The organism is Bacillus rugosus, from assembly GCF_023238245.1.
GTDB classification, from domain to species: domain Bacteria; phylum Bacillota; class Bacilli; order Bacillales; family Bacillaceae; genus Bacillus; species Bacillus rugosus.
Genome location: NZ_CP096590.1, coordinates 2,171,409 through 2,189,357, shown reverse-complemented (window position 1 = coordinate 2,189,357; position 17,949 = coordinate 2,171,409). Strand labels below are relative to the sequence as shown.

Here is a 17,949-nt window from a genome sequence, read left to right as displayed (position 1 = left end):
GGTTTTTATTCTTTGAATTCATCAAGCTGGTGCTGGCTGTCATCCAGCAGCTGCTGTTGCTGCTGTACAAATTCAGGATCATCGAGAGCTGCCAGCTCTTCAGTTTGTGACAGTTCTCTTGCATCGTCAATGGCTTGGTATGCGGAATCGACTAAAGTTGTGCTTTGGCCTCTCGTCGCAGCTCCTGTCGTTTTCTGCGCTGTTTCCACCGCTAGTTCCAGCTGCCGCTTATCCGTAAAGCCAGTTTGATCCTCATCATGAAATTCTGAAGTCACAAAAAACACCTCCGCAATTATTTTGCAGAGTTTTTTAAAATATATGTACCAAAATAGAAAATAAAATGAAAATAAGCCGATATAACTATTGAACCAGAAAAAATAGGACTGTTTTACTATTTGAGGTATCTTGGCAGAGAAGGGGAGCAGCTATGGATGATAAAGACTTAAAGTCGATCCTTCACAAAACATTTATAGAAATATACAGTGATTTAGAAGAACTGGCGGATATCGCGAAAAAAGGGAAGCCGTCAATGGAAAAACATGTTGAAGAGATTGAACAGAGGTGCAAGCAAAATATTTTGGCGATTGAGATCCAGATGAAAATCAAATAGGAGAGGCAAATGCCTCTCCTCTATTTGTCATCTCATCATCATGTACTGAGTTTAGAGTTTTACAACATTAGAAGCTTGAGGTCCACGATTACCTTCGACAATTTCAAAAGAAACTTCTTGTCCTTCTTCTAATGATTTGTATCCATCTCCTTCGATAGCTGTGAAGTGAACAAATACATCGTCTCCGCCTTCAACTTCAATGAAGCCGAATCCTTTTTCGTTGTTGAACCATTTTACTTTACCGTTTTGCATATTGCTTAATTCCTCCTAGTACTGTAGCACCCGTGTGCTAAAAAAAATTTTGTCACCATTTAACAACGTTGATTCATTGTTAAATGATGGTTCAACTATACACCATCTGGGAGCACCCGTCAAGTTGTGAAACTGCTTATTTTTCAAAAGAAGGGCAAGTTTCACAAAAAAATGTAACCGCTTTTATAAAAATTGAATATAAATAAAAAGAGCACACGAATTTCATGTGCTCTCCAAAACAACATTAAGATAGCGCTTTGGCTTTTTGTTTGGCTGTCATCATTTCTGATTCCTTCAGGATATCCTCTAAAATCACTTCAGATGAGTTTGCTAAATGAAGGTCCTTAATGTTTTTCTTCATGCGCTGTAACGTATCTTCATCTGCGAGAAGGGAAGTGACTGACTCGAGAATCTCTTCATGACGGTTCACGACGATGGCAGCTCCCCGATCTTCAAAGAAGTTTGCATTTTCTTTTTCCTGGCCAGGCACTGGTTTGTACAGAATGACAGGCACACCGATGGCAGTCGCTTCCGTCAAAGTAATGCCTCCAGGTTTTGTAATCATGCAATCTGTGATCCGGAACAGCTCATCAATGCGCTCCACATAGCCAAGAACTTTTAATTTGTCACCGTTTTCTGCTTCAAGCGCACTTAAAGATTCTTTTAAAGCCGTGTTTTTTCCGCATACGACAACCACTTGCACATGGTCATCTTTGACAAGGTTTTCGCACAGCTCTTTTACATTCTTTAATACTCCGTGGGCGCCAGCCATGATCAGAAGCACTTTTTTGTTTGGTGAAAGATTGTATTTTTTATATATCGGCTCCACTGGCATGGATTCTTCAAATTGCGGCCTGATTGGAATCCCGGTGATTTTCACATTGCTTGGATGAGTGCCGATCTCCAACAGTTTTTCCTTCACATAATCTGTCGCCACATAATATTTATCCACGTTTTCGTGAACCCAAATTTTATGAAGGCAAAAATCAGTCATAACGTTGAAGGTAGGGATGACTCTTCCTGTTCGGCGTCTGTATTCCGGCACGACGATCATCGGAAATGTATTAATAATAATATCGGGCTGATGTTCCTCGACAAGTTCGCCCAATCGTTTATTACCCATTTTAAAGTAAATATTGAATTTACGTTTATTATAGATTTTGTCAACTCCGTAATAAAACAAACGATAAAACTGTTTCCCGATTGAGAAGCTTTTTAAATAAAGGTACTGAGTTACCTCTGAAACAATCGGATTTGACTCTTGGTACAAATTAGAAACTGTTACATGCTGAAAGCCGAGACGTACACATTGCTCATAAAGCGTTTTGGCTACCTGCACATGTCCATTTCCGTAATTTGCAGTCAAAATTAATACTCTTTTATTGGTATTCAAGTAAATTCACCTCAATGTAATCAACAACAAGCAAGCTTCATGCATCGTAAGGAGTTATTGTCTATACATAAACATAACACAAATACATAATCGAATTATTAATGCAGTGAAAAAATTAAGCTAATTTTAAAAGATTTGATTCCAGTATTTTAAAATTTTGTTATACGCAGACTGAATCAGATGTATTTTATCATATTTTTTGCTCAGCGTATCACTAAAAAAAGAAAAATTAGTCCCATTCATAAGGAGTTTCTTGGTAAACGTAATAATTCAGCCAGTTCATAAACAATAATGTCGCATGCGCTTTCCAGCGATTCACCGGCTCCTTGCTGTCTTCTGCAAAATAATGTTTAGGCGCCTCGACAGTAGAAAGGTTTCGTTCCAGATCTCTTTCATACTCTTGAAGAAGCGTATTTGTATCATATTCGGGGTGCCCTGTTAAAAAGACTTGTTTTTCGTCTTTAGACACAATTAAGCAAACCCCAGCTTCCTTAGATGCGGTAAGAATATTTAACTCGGGCACTGCTTGAAGCTGCTCCATATTTATATCTGTATGCCGGGAATGCGGCACGTAGTATAGCTCGTCAAAACCTCTGACCAATCTCTCGTGTTTTGAAAGAACTGTATGTTCGAACACACCGAAGATTTTTTTCGGCGTTTGAATTTTTTCTACACCGTAATGGTAATACAAACCTGCTTGAGCGCCCCAGCAAATATGCAAGGTTGAAGTGACATTTGTTTTGCTCCACTCCATGATCTCTTTGAGCTCTTCCCAATATGAAACATCTTCAAACGCCAAATGCTCGATCGGCGCACCGGTGATAATCATACCGTCAAACTTCTTGTGACGGATATTGGAAAAAGTCGTGTAAAATTCGTCAAGGTGTTCTCTTGCAGTATTTTTCGGCGTATGTGTGCTTGGGATCAAAAATGTAAAATGAACCTGTAAAGGCGAATTTCCAAGCAATCTGAGAAGCTGGGTCTCTGTTTGGATTTTTTTCGGCATCAAATTCAATATGATAATTTTTTGCGGCCGGATATCCTGATGAAATGCTCTACTTTCATCCATTACAAATATATGTTCACTCTCAAGCACCTGTTTTGCCGGCAGGTGTGTTGGTATATTAATAGGCAACGTGCCACCTCCATCATTTCCCCGTTTGATTTTCTTCATTATAGGAATTTTCACGCCAATTTTCAATCTATCTATAAGTGTTGAAGGGGAAACAACAGAAAACTCTTTAAATAAAACGCATAGATACGCCTTTTGGTTTCACAGTAAAATGATTTTTCATGATGTATCTCAGAAGGGAATTGTATTATTTTATAGAATGATAAGATAAAAAATGAGCCGCATGAATTTATAATGAGCAGATGTTCACAGCTTATTTGATTCATTTCTTAAGAGTTCTGATAAATGATGTTTGCATTTTGAATTGAGCTATAAAAAAGGTAAAATAATCAGCAGCAGGGACATAGGAGGGACTTACATGTCTATATATGATATGAAGGTACGTACAATAACAGGGAAAGACATGACACTTCAGCCTTTTGCCGGAAAGATATTGATGATCGTGAATACAGCGAGTAAATGCGGCTTTACTCCCCAATTGAAGCAGCTTCAGGAGTTATATGATACATATCAGCAGGAAGGCCTGGAGATCTTAGGGTTCCCCTGCAATCAATTTATGAACCAAGAGCCTGGTGACGAGGCAGGCATAAAGGATTTTTGTGAAACAAATTACGGTGTTACGTTTCCTATGTTTTCAAAAGTGGAAGTAAACGGGAAAAACGCCCACCCGCTGTTTGTGTATTTGACAGAGCATGCGAAAGGGATGCTGGGAACTAAGGCGATCAAGTGGAATTTCACGAAGTTTATAGTGGACAGAAACGGAGAAATCGTTGGCCGCTATTCACCAAATACAAATCCGAAAGAGCTGGAAGATGTTATCGTAAAACTATTAGGGCAATAAAAAGGGTGTTTTTATGAAGGAATTGAAGCAGGCAGAACAAATCAGGACATGGGTTCAATCTGTCCTAACTGGCGAAAGTTCTGGACATGATTGGTTTCATATATCAAGAGTTGCGGATCTTGCTTTGTATATTGGAGAAAAGGAAAACGCGGATTTGTTCATTATTGAAACAGCAGCGTTGGTTCATGATTTAATTGATATCAAACTCCCTGATGCGGTCAGGCTTTCTGTGAGCGAAGTATATGATCAGCTCGTTTCTTTCGGAATTGGGAAAAAGGATGCTGACAGAGTGATTCACATTATCACAAGGATGTCCTTTCGGGACAGGGGAAAGCTTGAGGAGGAGCCGCTCTCAACTGAGGGAAAAGTCGTACAGGATGCTGACAGGCTTGATGCGATCGGTGCTGTCGGCATTGTGAGAGCTTTCATGTTTGCGGGCGCAAAAGGGCATGGCCTTTATGGAGATGATCAAAGCGCCTACGCTCATTTTTTTCAAAAGCTGCTGCGGCTGAAAGGTATGATGAATACAGACACCGCACGGGAACTGGCAGAAGAAAGGCACGATTTTATGCTTCAGTTTGTCCGCCAATTAGAAAAAGACATACCCGGGATTGATACCAAAACATCGTAATAGAAGGCTTGAAGCGACTATGATAGAATAAGTCACAGATATGCTATAGGAGGACGATCATGAAGATAAAATCAATTGAACCTACGCCAAGCCCGAATACAATGAAGGTCATCTTAACAGAAGAGCTTCCGGCGGGCAAAAGCAATAACTATAAACCGGATCAAGCAGAAGGCGCACCGCCTGTTATAGCGGAAATCCTTAAAATAGAAGGGGTAAAAGGGGTATATCACGTCGCTGATTTTCTTGCTGTTGAACGGAACGCAAGATACGACTGGAAAGACATTTTACCGCAAGTCCGCACTGCATTTGGGATGGAAAGTGCTGAAAGCAAAGAAGAAAACCGCTCTGATCAAGAGTCTTTTGGAGAGGTGAAAGTTTTTGTGCAAATGTTCAGCGGCATTCCTATGCAGGTCAAGTTGACGGATGGGGAGCGGGAAGAGCGCTTCGGCTTACCTGAACGCTTTCAGCAGGCGATCTTAAAACTCAGATCTGAAGCTTCAAATGTTGTGTTTGAGCGGGCCTGGAAAGAACAAGGTGTCAGATTCGGCGACTTCAATGAAATCGGTCATGACGTGACAGAAGAGCTTCAGGCCGCATACAGTGATGAACGGCTGAAACGGCTGACAGAAGCAGCCGCTCAAGGAAAGGGAGAAGCAAAACAAGCTGTACAGCGCAAAGCATATAAAGTAACGCTTGACATGCTGGATGATGAGGACTGGAAAAAGCGTTATGCACATCTGGAACAGATGGATCCGAAAGAGGAGGATATCCCGGTTTTACAGAAGGCATTGGATGATCCCAAGGTGTCCATCAGAAGACAGGCTGTTGTGTACTTAGGAATGATTGAAACACCAGGTGTTCTTCCTCTATTGTATAAAGCACTTGAGGACAAAGCAGTCTCAGTCAGAAGAACGGCTGGAGACTGCCTGTCTGATATCGGGGACCCTCAAGCCATTCCTGCTATGATCAAGTCGTTAAGCGACTCCAGCAAGCTTGTCCGCTGGCGTGCGGCTATGTTCCTGTACGAAGTCGGCGATGAAAGTGCAATTGAAGCTTTGCGTGCTGCCGAAGACGACCCCGAATTTGAGGTCAGCCTTCAAGTGAAAATGGCGCTAGAACGTATTGAGCATGGGGAAGAAGCAAAAGGCTCTGTGTGGAAACAAATGACGGAGAGCAGAAAAAAAGGTGAATAAAGAATAAAAAGGGTGCAGATCATGCACCTTTTTTATGTGAATTCACTTTTTATAAAAATTATTTCGAATATTGTTGAAAAATATCCGAAAACTATTTATAGTAAGTAACAATATTAATAGTTGGAGGGTTCACATCGACAGAAAGCTATATAAATATAAAAACATGAAGGAAACAATCAAGGCGAGGGCGGCCTGAATTTTATCTTTTAGCAAAAACAGCCCACAAATAAACTGAAAATTGTTAAAATAAAATCCAGTCTAACAATTGAAAGAATTTAGGGGGATCACCATGGCAGAATTACGCAGTAACATGATCACACAAGGAATCGATAGAGCTCCGCACCGCAGTTTGCTTCGTGCAGCAGGTGTAAAAGAAGAAGATTTCGGCAAGCCGTTTATTGCGGTTTGTAATTCATACATTGATATCGTTCCCGGTCATGTTCACTTGCAGGAGTTTGGGAAAATCGTAAAAGAAGCAATCAGAGAAGCTGGGGGCGTACCGTTTGAATTTAATACCATCGGAGTAGATGACGGCATCGCGATGGGGCATATCGGCATGAGATATTCGCTGCCGAGCCGTGAAATCATTGCTGACTCTGTGGAAACGGTTGTATCCGCACACTGGTTTGACGGAATGGTCTGTATTCCGAACTGTGACAAAATCACGCCGGGAATGCTTATGGCGGCAATGCGCATTAACATTCCTACGATTTTTGTCAGCGGCGGGCCGATGGCGGCAGGAAGAACTAGTGACGGGCGAAAAATCTCCCTTTCCTCAGTATTCGAAGGGGTAGGCGCTTACCAAGCAGGAAAAATTAACGAAAACGAACTTCAAGAACTAGAGCAGTTCGGATGCCCAACATGCGGATCTTGCTCCGGCATGTTTACGGCAAACTCAATGAACTGCCTGTCTGAGGCACTTGGACTTGCTTTGCCAGGTAACGGAACCATTCTTGCGACAGCACCGGAACGCAAAGAGTTTGTCAGAAAGTCGGCTGCGCAATTAATGGAAACCATTCGCAAAGATATCAAACCGCGTGATATCGTCACTGTAAAAGCGATTGATAACGCGTTTGCACTCGATATGGCGCTCGGCGGTTCAACAAATACCGTTCTTCATACGCTTGCCCTTGCAAACGAAGCCGGCGTTGAATATTCTTTAGAACGCATTAACGAAGTCGCTGAACGCGTGCCGCACTTGGCTAAGCTGGCGCCTGCATCAGATGTGTTTATTGAAGATCTTCATGAAGCGGGCGGCGTGTCAGCGGCGCTGAATGAGCTTTCCAAGAAAGAAGGAGCGCTCCATTTGGACGCGCTGACTGTTACAGGAAAAACACTTGGAGAAACCATTGCCGGACATGAAGTAAAGGACTATGACGTCATCCATCCGCTGGATCAACCATTCACTGAAAAGGGAGGTCTCGCTGTTTTATTCGGTAGTCTGGCTCCGGATGGCGCTATCATTAAAACAGGCGGCGTACAAAACGGAATCACGAGACACGAAGGGCCGGCTGTTGTATTTGATTCTCAGGATGAGGCGCTTGACGGCATTATCAACCGGAAAGTAAAAGAAGGCGACGTTGTCATCATTCGATACGAAGGGCCAAAAGGCGGACCTGGCATGCCGGAAATGCTTGCGCCTACTTCTCAAATCGTTGGAATGGGACTAGGACCAAAAGTAGCATTGATTACTGATGGACGTTTTTCCGGAGCCTCCCGAGGACTCTCAATCGGCCACGTATCACCAGAGGCCGCAGAGGGAGGGCCGCTAGCCTTTGTTGAAAACGGAGACCATATCATTGTTGATATTGAAAAACGTATCTTGGATGTACAAGTGCCAGAGGAAGAATGGGAAAAACGGAAAGCGAACTGGAAAGGTTTTGAACCAAAAGTGAAAACCGGCTACTTGGCACGTTATTCTAAACTTGTGACAAGCGCCAACACTGGCGGTATCATGAAAATCTAGGCAGCGGGGAACTCTTTCTCCTATTTTAAGGCGTGAACATTTGAAATCCGGTCCCCTCTATAGTATCCTTTACTTCAGATGAAGGATACTAGAGGGGGCTTTTATTATGTCAATGGCTTATGAAGAATATATGCGCCAGCTTGTCGTACCGATGCGCCGCGAGCTGACTGGAGCAGGTTTTGATGAATTAACAACAGCGGAAGAAGTAGAAAAATTTATGGAAAAGGCAGAGGGCACAACTCTTGTAGTCGTTAACTCTGTGTGCGGCTGTGCAGCTGGCCTAGCGCGTCCTGCGGCAACACAGGCAGTCCTCCAGAATGACAAAACACCTGACAATACGGTGACTGTATTTGCAGGCCAAGATAAAGAAGCTACTGCAAAAATGCGTGAGTATTTTACTGGTCAGGAGCCTTCTTCACCGTCAATGGCTCTATTGAAAGGCAAAGAAGTCGTACATTTTATTCCACGTCATGAAATTGAGGGACACGATATGGAAGAGATTATGAAAAATTTGACCGCAGCCTTTGATGCACACTGCTAAATGCCCGTTTTCCGGGCATTTTCTTTTTGGGAGTACAGAAGATGATAACAACAAGCTATAGACCGTCTGAACACACCATAAAAACCGCAAAGAAGCTTTCTAAAGAGCTGAATATGCCATATTGCAGCCGAAATAAACAAACGGTTGAAAACCTGCTGAAGTCAGCTGAACGTGATGTGCTTGTGGTCGGCAAAGAGCGGTTTGAGCTTTATACGAAACAAGGTGCCAAATTCTTTTTTCACCCGAATACAGCGATGTTCAGAGCCAAACGCTTCATACGAGGTGAACAGGAGCCGATGCTTCAGGCAGCTGGTTTATCGGAAGGGGATACGTTTTTAGATTGCACACTCGGGCTGGGTTCGGATGCCATTATCGCAAGTATGGCAGTAGGCGATACGGGTTCTGTGATTGGGATTGAAAAAAGCCATCTTGTTTCCGTTCTGGTGAGGATGGGACTGCAATCATGGGAAACGGGCATAGAAGAGCTTCAAGCTGCAATGAGAAGAATCCACGTGAAGAATGGGGATAGCTTTGAATACATCAAGCAGCTTCCTGACAACTCTGTTGATGTGGTTTATTTTGATCCAATGTTTCATGAGCCTGTAGAGACGTCTGACGGTATCGCGCCTTTACGGGATTTGGCAGAGGATTCCGTTTTGCACGAAGGGTATATCAAAGAAGCGGTGCGCGCTGCCAGAAAAAGTGTTGTGCTAAAAGACCACTGGAAGAGCCCGCGATTTGAACAGTTTGGTTTTACCGTCATGAAAAGAAAAACAGCATTATTCCATTATGGCGTTATTCAAGCCGCAAGCAAAACAAGCCCGTGATTGCTATCACGGGCTTTCTGTTAATCGGTGACTTCCATGACGACAAAGTATAACAATGTTAAGAGTGAAACTGTGGCAAACAAAGCGTCAATCATGCGGAAGGCCTCCTTTCACAGAATATTGTAAGCGTTTTTACACAAACCGCAAAGCAACGAATCTCCTAATTTGCATATCAGTTTCATATCATACATGACTTGCATGTTTCGGGTGTGCTAAAATAAGAGAAACATGACAATAAAATAGAGAGGAATAAGCAGTCATGAAATTGTGGATGAGGAAGACTCTTGTAGTTTTATTTACCATCGTAACGTTCGGGCTCGTATCTCCTCCGGCTGCTCTTATGGCGGACAAGCCCTCCGGACAGCCGAGCAGTCTTGAGCAGAATGATTACACCGCTTTTTATGATGAGCATGACCTGTACGATGATGCTGAGTCGGAAGACAGGCAAGACCCTGATCTGCTTTTTCAATCGTACAAGGAACAGCTCCTTGACAGTGCTGAGGATCAGTCCTTTTTGAAATTCGGCAGCAAAATCGCTCCGGTCATTGAGGATGACTATCGGAAAGAGATCCTGCCGCAAATTGAAAACGTGATTAGTGATTATTTAGCAACATTGCAAGATGATGAGGCATATCAAGATGTTGTGATTTCAAGCATGCCTTCAGCGGGCAAAACGGAAAAAATTTTCAACGTTTACAATCGGACGACTGGAGAAGATCTTCTCAGATTTCACGTGCGAAGAGACCACCCGCCTCACGATGGCTACTGGTTTAATTTTCACTATCATACAGCAGAGGATGGATTTCAATCACATCATGAGCTTGGGAGCATTTACTGGGACCGCAACACGCCTCCCAACTGGATGAGTGCGTAAAGGAGATGCCATTAGACATGAAAAAGTACACAATGAATGAAATGGTCGATATAACAAAAGATATGCTAAATAAACGGGGCGTTATGATAGAAGATATTGCGCAGATTGTTCAAAAACTTCAGGAAAAATACAATCCAAATCTGCCGCTCAGTGTATGCATGGAGAATGTAGAAAAAGTGCTGAACAAACGTGAAATTATTCATGCTGTTTTAACAGGCCTTGCACTTGATCAGCTCGCTGAACAGAAACTTCTTCCGGAGCCGCTGCAGCACCTTGTTGAAACGGATGAACCGCTTTACGGCATAGATGAAATTATCCCTCTTTCAATCGTTAATGTGTACGGATCGATCGGCTTGACCAACTTTGGTTATTTGGATAAAGAGAAGATTGGTATTATTAAGGAACTCGATGAAAGTCCGGACGGTATTCATACCTTTTTAGATGATATTGTGGCAGCCCTTGCAGCAGCAGCGGCGAGCAGGATTGCCCATACTCATCAGGATCTGCAAGATGAAGAGAAAGAACAGGATGAAAAGCCTGTCATTAGCTGACTATAAAAAAATCATTTCTGGGTTCAGAAGTGATTTTTTATTGTGTTACACTACTAGAAGACTACTTTTAAAGGATGAAAAAAATGAAACAGTATAAGGATTTATGCAGACATGTCTTAGAGCATGGCGAAAAAAAAGGAGACCGGACAGGGACCGGAACAATCAGCACCTTCGGTTATCAAATGAGATTTAATTTAGAAGAAGGCTTTCCGATGCTGACCACAAAAAAACTCCACTTTAAATCAATTGCGCATGAGCTGCTTTGGTTTTTAAAAGGGGATACCAATGTGCGCTATCTGCAGGAAAACGGAGTGCGGATCTGGAATGAGTGGGCTGATGAAAACGGTGAACTCGGACCTGTATACGGTTCCCAATGGCGTTCTTGGCGGGGAGCTGACGGAGAAACCGTTGATCAAATTTCCCGTCTTATTGAAGAAATTAAGACAAATCCAAACTCCAGACGATTAATCGTCAGTGCATGGAATGTTGGTGAAATTGATAAAATGGCGTTGCCGCCGTGCCATTGCCTGTTCCAATTCTATGTGTCTGACGGCAAGCTGTCCTGTCAGTTATATCAGCGCTCTGCTGATGTTTTCCTCGGTGTGCCGTTTAATATTGCTTCTTATGCCTTGTTAACCATGATGATTGCTCATGTGACTGGGCTTGAACCGGGCGAGTTTATTCATACATTTGGCGATGTTCATATTTATCAAAATCATATTGAACAGGTCAATTTGCAGCTGAAAAGAGATGTTCGTCCGCTGCCGAAGCTTCGTTTCGCCAGAGAGGTTGATTCTATTTTCAACTTTGCATTTGAAGACTTTATCATCAAGGATTATGATCCGCATCCTCATATAAAAGGAGCGGTCAGCGTATGATTTCGTTCATTTTTGCGATGGATGCCAACAGGCTGATCGGCAAGGACAATGATTTGCCGTGGCATTTGCCCAATGATCTAGCGTACTTTAAAAAAGTAACATCGGGCCATTCAATCATTATGGGCCGGAAAACATTTGAATCAATTGGACGTCCGCTTCCAAACCGGAAAAATATTGTCGTTACATCAGCGCCGGCTTCAAAATTTCCGGGATGCACGGTTATCAGTTCGGTAAAGGATGTTTTGGACATTTGTTCAGGCTCTGAGGAATGCTTTGTGATCGGAGGGGCTCAGCTCTACACAGCGCTGTTCCCTTATGCGGACAGATTGTATATGACGAAAATTCATCACGAGTTTGAGGGTGACCGCCACTTCCCTGAATTTGATGAAACCAATTGGAAGCTGGTTTCTTCTAAGCGGGGGATCAAGGACGAAAAAAACCCGTACGATTACGATTTTCTGATGTATGAAAAAAAGAATTCTTCTGAAGCGGGAGGATTTTAATTGGTTCGCTACAGCTTGCTAGTGGTTTATATTGTGTATATGCTGTTAAAAAATATGAAACAATTATTTAATCAAAGGATGCTTGACCCCCGTCTGTCATACAAAAAACAGATGACGCTTGTCTACAAGCAGCCAAAGGCATTTTTCGAAGGCTGTATCGGCATCACCGGTTCAGTTATAACGATCCATCAGCCTGAGCCGATACCGAGCGGTCCTGTTTTGTATGTGCATCCCCGTTTGCGTTTGGCTGAACTGGCTTTAATTGCTGGATATATTGAGGAACCGGCCGGCTTTATTGCCAAATCAAAAGTATTTCGCTTGCCTTTTATCGGGCAATGGCTAGATCGGATGGATGTGATTTCAGACGGGGATTCAGAAAAGGTATATGAAGATGTGACGATCCAGCTGGAAAAAGGACAAAGCCTGATTCTTTCATTAGATGGTTCTATAGATCCTGTAGAGCTTGCGGTCCGCTATCATCTTCCGTTGGTGATGGTGGAAACGAAAGGAACAGATGACCTGCAAAAGGGATCGTTCTTTAAACGTTTAAAACCAGCAGACATTGAATTGTCCTTTTCAAAAGCTTATATACCTGCAAATGAAAAACAATTACGAGCATGAAAAAGCGCAGTCTTAAAGACTGCGCTTTTCTGTTACGAAATGAAAGGCACCTTCACACAATAAAACAGCACACAGAAAAACATCGCAGCGCTTCCGCCTAATACAAAGCTATGCCAAATGGCATGATGGAAGGGGATCTTTTTCCAAATGTAAAAAATGGTTCCGACAGAGTATAAAATGCCGCCGAGAAAAAGAAGGCTGAATCCCGCTCCGCTCAGCGAAGCATATAAAGGTTTAACTGCGATAATCATCAGCCACCCCATAATTAAATATACTAAGGTTGATAATAGGATAAAGCGTTTCACGAAGAAAATTTTAAAAACGATTCCGCCTAGGGCAAGAGACCATACGATAATCAGCAGGGTGAAGCCGAGTGTGCCTTTCAGCGGCCCAAGCAAAAAAGGCGTATAGGTCCCGGCGATTAGTACATAAATGGCGCTATGATCAATAATCTCCAAAATATCCTTCGTCTTTTTATGTGTGATGCTGTGAAGCAGTGTTGAGCTTAAATATAACAGCAGCATAGAAACACCGAATATTGAAAAGCTGACAATGTCCCATGCGGACCCGTAATGAGCCGCAAATATGATCAAAAACACTAATGCCGGTATGGATAAGAGGACACCAATGCCGTGTGTAATCGCATTGGCGATCTCTTCTTTGATTGTAAACAAGTGCATTCTCCTTTCGATCGCTAGATCATTTGATTTTTTAGCGTTTCTAAAAAGGTCAAGCCCTCTAAAGTAATTTTAGTGCCGGCGCGTCCACGGCTTTTTGTGACATAATCTTTTTTCTCCAGATAATCGAGACGGCTTCTGACCTGCTGCGGAGTTAACGAGGTTTGGCTGTTTTTGCTATGTTCAGAAATGATTCTTCTGCTGGCAGGTTCTCCTTTTTCGTTTAACGCTTTTATTGTTTCCAAAATAAACAAAAACTCGGCTTTTTCCATTAAAGTCAGCAGCTTTGCTTTTTTCTTCGATGCTTTTCCGTCTATTGCGCCTCTTATATATGGAGGCACGTCATATGGATGAATCGTTCCCCCGTTTGAGACTGCCGCCATATAATCTGTGGCGTTTTTTAATTCCCTGACATTTCCTTCAAATGTGTGCTGCTCAAGCAGCGGAAAGACTGAGGGATCAATTAACAATTGCTGACCGGAATTTGAGAGAAAATACTGTGTCAAAAGCGGTATATCGCTTTTTCGTTCAGACAATTCCGGCAGTGTGAGCGTTAAAATATTCAGCCTGTAAAATAAGTCTTGCCTGAATGTATGTTCCGCGCTTCCGCTTGCAGAAGCACAGATGATTCGCGGTTTCTCCGTGTCTGAATCAAGCGCTTTTAGCAGCTGAGCTTGTACAGAAGGAGGCATGTGCCATACTTCATCAAGAAAAAGGGTTCCTCGAGCCGTTTTTTGAAACGCGCCTGAGTGTCCATTAGGGCCAAAAAGCTCACGCATAAGGCTTTCTTCCGAATGGGTACTGCAATTGACGCTAATAAAGGGCTCGCTGTATCTCGAAGATCCCTGGTGTATGGCTTGTGCAAAATGATCTTTTCCTGTGCCGATTTTTCCTGTTATCAGGACAGGATGCTCAGATAGTGAGAACTGCTTGGCGATTCGTTTCGCTTCCAGGAATGTTTGATGTTCTCCGATTAGATGTTGAAATGGTTTAGGTTTAATTATTGGTGCGGTATTCATCAATTGGCTCCTTTTGGTTCTAATTGGTTTTATTATATCATGCTTTTTGGCTGAAAACACCTCTTATTTACGATCATCTTTTTTCTTAGGCCCCCAGGATACTGGTGAAGCAGGTGTTACGCCAAGATGTAGTGAATGTTGTCTGTATTTTTTTAATTATTAAATATAAATAATTGTCTTATTTTTTGAATATTCGTGTTATAATGGCATATTAAATAGGGATTTAAAACAAGAAAGGAATCTGTACATGAAACCGTTGCTTAAAGAAAACTCTCTCATCCAAGTGAAAGACATTTTGAAGGCTCACCAAAACGTGAAGGACGTTGTAATTCACACACCTTTGCAAAGGAATGACAGACTTTCTGAGAGATATGAATGCAATATTTATTTGAAACGTGAAGACTTGCAAGTTGTCAGATCTTTTAAGCTCAGAGGGGCTTATCATAAAATCAAACAACTTTCCAGCGAGCAGACTGAAAACGGAGTTGTGTGTGCAAGTGCCGGAAACCACGCTCAAGGGGTGGCGTTCTCGTGTAAACATCTTGGCATTCACGGGAAAATTTTTATGCCGTCTACAACACCGAGACAAAAAGTATCTCAAGTTGAACTATTCGGTAAAGGATTTATCGATATTATTTTGACAGGTGATACGTTTGACGATGCGTATAAAAGCGCAGTTGAATGCTGTGAGGAGGAATCCCGGACGTTTATCCATCCGTTCGATGATCCGGATGTGATGGCGGGACAAGGAACATTGGCGGTCGAGATTTTAAACGACATTGATACAGAACCGCATTTTCTTTTTGCAAGTGTCGGAGGAGGCGGCCTTCTCTCAGGAGTAGGTACATATTTGAAAAACGTGTCTCCTGATACAAAGGTAATTGCTGTTGAGCCGGAGGGAGCGGCATCCTACTTTGAATCAAACAAAGCTGGGCATGTCGTTACACTTGATAAAATTGATAAGTTTGTAGATGGAGCAGCTGTTAAAAAAATTGGGGAGGAAACGTTCCAAACGCTGGAATCTGTCGTTGATGACATTCTCCTTGTGCCTGAAGGGAAAGTATGTACATCCATTCTTGAATTATATAACGAATGTGCGATTGTTGCTGAACCGGCTGGAGCTCTTTCTGTTGCAGTACTTGATTTGTACAAGGATGAAATTAAAGGAAAAAATGTGGTTTGTGTGGTCAGCGGGGGCAATAACGATATCGGAAGGATGCAGGAAATGAAGGAGCGATCCTTGATCTTTGAAGGACTTCAGCATTATTTTATCGTCAATTTTCCGCAAAGAGCGGGAGCGCTCCGCGAATTTCTTGACGAAGTCCTCGGGCCTAATGATGACATTACAAGATTCGAATATACGAAGAAAAATAATAAAAGCAACGGACCTGCTCTTGTCGGCATCGAGCTGCAGAACAAGGCCGACTATGGGCCGCTGATTGAACGGATGAACAGAAAACCGTTTCACTATGTAGAAGTGAATAAGGATGAGGACTTGTTCCATTTGCTAATCTAATTTTTTAACACAACCGCGTAAAATGACAGACAGCCCGGCTCGCATTGTATATAATAGAAGAAAAACACAAAAAGAGGATTGATAGCTTGTTACTCAAAAGCCTAGAGTTCAAACGCAGAGACGGGATTCAGGTGAAAGTGACAGAAATACCTGTATTAAAGGAAGGTGAGCACTATTTCTTTATGTTACATCACCATTTGCAATTCTACTTAAAAGAAGTGTTTTCATCAAACAGCAGGACAAAAGTGTATTCTTTCCGACATTATATGAAGCGCCGGATGAAATGGGCAGATTATCAGGCCGTTTTTCATCAAGAGGTGTTAAAGCACAACGCGTAATATGCCGTTTATACCTGTATGCCCCCTTTCTAATCGTTGATTGGGAGCATGCAGGATTTTTTTTGCCCGGTATCGAATACAAACATGGAATACAGCAGGCAAGGCCGATTTTGGAAAGCGCTTTTATGCTGGCTGGAAAGGGTGAATGTCATGAAGGTTATCAAGAGTTTAACGGCAGGTCTGCTTTTTCTGCTATTATGTGCCTGCGGAGGACAACAGATTAAAGATCCACTCAATTACGAGGTGGAGCCTTTTACATTTCAAAACCAAGACGGCAAGGACGTTTCTTTAGAAAGTTTAAAAGGAGAAGTATGGCTGGCGGATTTTATTTTTACCAATTGTGAAACTGTTTGTCCGCCGATGACCGCTCATATGACCGATCTGCAAAAAAAATTGAAAGCTGAGGATATAGATGTCCGCATTGTATCTTTTAGTGTCGACCCAGAAAACGATAAGCCGAAACAGCTGAAAAAATTTGCCGCAAATTATCCATTATCTTTTGATAACTGGGATTTCCTCACGGGATACAGTCAGAGTGACATTGAGGCGTTCGCGCTTAAGAGCTTTAAAGCGATTGTAAAGAAACCGGAGGGAGAGGACCAAGTCATTCATCAATCTTCTTTTTATTTGGTAGGCCCGGACGGCAAGGTGCTGAAAGATTACAATGGAGTGGAAAATACTCCGTACGATGACATTATCGCTGATGTGAAGTCAGCCAGAACACTCAAGTAAGCTAGAAGACTAGGCATTTTCAAATCTTCTAAAACATGATACACTTTCCACTAGTAGAATGGGAAGGAGCAACAAGATTGAAGCTGCGCATTTTTTCACTCATGGCCAGTTTGATTTTGCTTCTTACTGCTTGTACGGGGATACGTACAGCATCTGAGGGAAAACAAAAAGCTCATGAACCGAAAACGAAAGAGCACATTGTCATTGCGGCTGTCGGAGATTCGCTGACAGAAGGAGTCGGAGATCCAGACGGAGAGGGCTATGTCGGCAAGGTTGCGGATTCCATCCGATCAGATAAACAAGTTAAAACGGTAGACGTAAAAAATTATGCCGTGAAAGGGAACCGTTCGGATGAGTTATTAGAGAAACTACAAGATAAAAAGGTTCAAAAAGGCATAAAGGACGCAGATTATGTCTTTTTTACCATTGGCGGTAATGATTTGATGAAAGTCCTTCATCAAAACTTTCTGCAATTAACCGTTGAACCGTTTCAGGAAGCGGAAAAGCCGTACGAAAAGCGTTTTGAAAAAATCATTTCAGAAATTCGGGAGCTGAATGATCACGCTGAGCTGATTTATGTCAGCATGTATAATCCGTTTACGTTTACATTATCTGAATTAAATGAAATAAACGGAGTCGTCACTGATTGGAACCAAATTGCTGCAAAAGAGCTAAAAAAAGATAAACATGCGAAAATCATTCGTATTGAAGACTTGTTCAATGAAAAAAGTGACAGCAGCCGAATTTCTGAGGAAGATGATTTTCATCCTAATGGTACGGGTTATTCCCTTATCGCGAAGCGCGTCTATCAAGCCATAAAAAAAGAAGGATTACCGAAAGAGTAGGGTGACATC

The 17,949-nt window shown here is 42.3% G+C and carries 23 protein-coding genes; 16 read left to right on the top strand and 7 right to left on the bottom strand.

Annotated elements, in window-relative coordinates; genetic code table 11:
- Positions 1-5: 5 nt before the first annotated feature.
- Complete coding sequence (locus tag M0696_RS10810; RefSeq protein WP_166851538.1) at positions 6-275, bottom strand: DUF2564 family protein; 270 nt, start codon at positions 273-275, stop codon at positions 6-8.
- Between the two features lie 152 nt (positions 276-427).
- On the opposite strand from M0696_RS10810, the gene degR reads away from it, so the two are divergent.
- Positions 428-610 carry a transcriptional regulator DegR gene (gene degR / locus M0696_RS10805; RefSeq protein ID WP_003218247.1) on the top strand — a complete coding sequence of 61 codons (183 nt, stop codon included), beginning with the start codon at positions 428-430 and terminating at the stop codon, positions 608-610.
- Positions 611-661: 51 nt separating this feature from the next.
- Here the strand turns inward: degR and cspD are convergent, their stop codons facing one another.
- The 4 genes from cspD to metA form a co-directional block, all read right to left on the bottom strand.
- A complete protein-coding gene (gene cspD, locus M0696_RS10800; RefSeq protein ID WP_003230776.1) occupies positions 662-862 on the bottom strand; it encodes a cold-shock protein CspD in 201 nt (66 codons plus the stop codon).
- A gap of 15 nt (positions 863-877) precedes the next feature.
- Positions 878-1,027: a hypothetical protein gene (locus M0696_RS10795; RefSeq protein ID WP_166851540.1), complete on the bottom strand. Its 150-nt coding sequence runs from the start codon at positions 1,025-1,027 to the stop codon at positions 878-880.
- 79 nt (positions 1,028-1,106) lie between these two features.
- A complete protein-coding gene (locus M0696_RS10790) occupies positions 1,107-2,255 on the bottom strand; it encodes a diglucosyl diacylglycerol synthase (protein WP_166851542.1) in 1,149 nt (382 codons plus the stop codon).
- 229 nt (positions 2,256-2,484) lie between these two features.
- Positions 2,485-3,390 (bottom strand): homoserine O-acetyltransferase MetA, encoded by a 906-nt coding sequence (metA, locus tag M0696_RS10785; protein ID WP_166851544.1) that lies wholly within the window; start codon positions 3,388-3,390, stop codon positions 2,485-2,487.
- A gap of 355 nt (positions 3,391-3,745) precedes the next feature.
- Between metA and M0696_RS10780 the strand changes: the two genes are divergently transcribed.
- From M0696_RS10780 to M0696_RS10730, 11 genes are all read left to right on the top strand, one after another.
- On the top strand, positions 3,746-4,228 hold the full coding sequence (locus tag M0696_RS10780; protein ID WP_166851545.1) for a glutathione peroxidase: 483 nt from the start codon (positions 3,746-3,748) through the stop codon (positions 4,226-4,228).
- 13 nt (positions 4,229-4,241) lie between these two features.
- Positions 4,242-4,859, top strand: coding sequence for an HD domain-containing protein (locus tag M0696_RS10775; RefSeq protein WP_222143034.1), 618 nt, complete (start codon positions 4,242-4,244; stop codon positions 4,857-4,859).
- Positions 4,860-4,918: 59 nt separating this feature from the next.
- The gene (locus M0696_RS10770) at positions 4,919-6,052 is read left to right on the top strand and encodes a conserved virulence factor C family protein (RefSeq protein ID WP_222143033.1); all 1,134 of its coding nucleotides are present in this window, start codon (positions 4,919-4,921) and stop codon (positions 6,050-6,052) included.
- Between the two features lie 289 nt (positions 6,053-6,341).
- The gene (gene ilvD / locus M0696_RS10765; RefSeq protein ID WP_166851550.1) at positions 6,342-8,018 is read left to right on the top strand and encodes a dihydroxy-acid dehydratase; all 1,677 of its coding nucleotides are present in this window, start codon (positions 6,342-6,344) and stop codon (positions 8,016-8,018) included.
- Between the two features lie 106 nt (positions 8,019-8,124).
- A complete protein-coding gene (gene brxA / locus M0696_RS10760; protein ID WP_248601951.1) occupies positions 8,125-8,559 on the top strand; it encodes a bacilliredoxin BrxA in 435 nt (144 codons plus the stop codon).
- Positions 8,560-8,600: 41 nt separating this feature from the next.
- On the top strand, positions 8,601-9,386 hold the full coding sequence (locus M0696_RS10755; protein WP_248601950.1) for a class I SAM-dependent methyltransferase: 786 nt from the start codon (positions 8,601-8,603) through the stop codon (positions 9,384-9,386).
- Between the two features lie 259 nt (positions 9,387-9,645).
- The gene (locus M0696_RS10750; protein WP_222143031.1) at positions 9,646-10,260 is read left to right on the top strand and encodes a YpjP family protein; all 615 of its coding nucleotides are present in this window, start codon (positions 9,646-9,648) and stop codon (positions 10,258-10,260) included.
- A 17-nt stretch (positions 10,261-10,277) separates the two neighbouring features.
- Positions 10,278-10,811 (top strand): phosphatidylglycerophosphatase A family protein, encoded by a 534-nt coding sequence (locus tag M0696_RS10745; protein ID WP_166851567.1) that lies wholly within the window; start codon positions 10,278-10,280, stop codon positions 10,809-10,811.
- A gap of 83 nt (positions 10,812-10,894) precedes the next feature.
- Positions 10,895-11,689, top strand: a complete 795-nt coding sequence (locus tag M0696_RS10740) for a thymidylate synthase (RefSeq protein ID WP_222143030.1) — start codon at positions 10,895-10,897, stop codon at positions 11,687-11,689.
- Positions 11,686-12,192 (top strand): dihydrofolate reductase DfrA, encoded by a 507-nt coding sequence (dfrA, locus tag M0696_RS10735; RefSeq protein WP_166851572.1) that lies wholly within the window; start codon positions 11,686-11,688, stop codon positions 12,190-12,192. Before M0696_RS10740 ends, dfrA begins: the two co-directional genes overlap by 4 nt.
- Positions 12,193-12,813: a lysophospholipid acyltransferase family protein gene (locus M0696_RS10730; RefSeq protein WP_166851574.1), complete on the top strand. Its 621-nt coding sequence runs from the start codon at positions 12,193-12,195 to the stop codon at positions 12,811-12,813.
- Positions 12,814-12,845: 32 nt separating this feature from the next.
- On the opposite strand, the gene trhA is transcribed toward M0696_RS10730, so the two are convergent.
- The gene (gene trhA / locus M0696_RS10725; protein WP_166851577.1) at positions 12,846-13,487 is read right to left on the bottom strand and encodes a PAQR family membrane homeostasis protein TrhA; all 642 of its coding nucleotides are present in this window, start codon (positions 13,485-13,487) and stop codon (positions 12,846-12,848) included.
- Positions 13,488-13,507: 20 nt separating this feature from the next.
- Positions 13,508-14,509, bottom strand: a complete 1,002-nt coding sequence (locus tag M0696_RS10720) for a sigma 54-interacting transcriptional regulator (RefSeq protein ID WP_222143029.1) — start codon at positions 14,507-14,509, stop codon at positions 13,508-13,510.
- 247 nt (positions 14,510-14,756) lie between these two features.
- Between M0696_RS10720 and ilvA the strand changes: the two genes are divergently transcribed.
- The 4 genes from ilvA to M0696_RS10700 all read left to right on the top strand — a co-directional run bounded on the left by ilvA (position 14,757) and on the right by M0696_RS10700 (position 17,940).
- On the top strand, positions 14,757-16,025 hold the full coding sequence (gene ilvA / locus M0696_RS10715; protein ID WP_248601949.1) for a threonine ammonia-lyase IlvA: 1,269 nt from the start codon (positions 14,757-14,759) through the stop codon (positions 16,023-16,025).
- A gap of 86 nt (positions 16,026-16,111) precedes the next feature.
- Positions 16,112-16,363, top strand: coding sequence for a DUF2535 family protein (locus tag M0696_RS10710; RefSeq protein ID WP_248601948.1), 252 nt, complete (start codon positions 16,112-16,114; stop codon positions 16,361-16,363).
- A 150-nt stretch (positions 16,364-16,513) separates the two neighbouring features.
- Positions 16,514-17,095, top strand: coding sequence for a cytochrome c oxidase assembly accessory protein ScuA (scuA, locus tag M0696_RS10705; protein WP_222143027.1), 582 nt, complete (start codon positions 16,514-16,516; stop codon positions 17,093-17,095).
- A 77-nt stretch (positions 17,096-17,172) separates the two neighbouring features.
- Positions 17,173-17,940 (top strand): SGNH/GDSL hydrolase family protein, encoded by a 768-nt coding sequence (locus M0696_RS10700; protein ID WP_222143026.1) that lies wholly within the window; start codon positions 17,173-17,175, stop codon positions 17,938-17,940.
- Positions 17,941-17,949 lie beyond the last annotated feature (9 nt).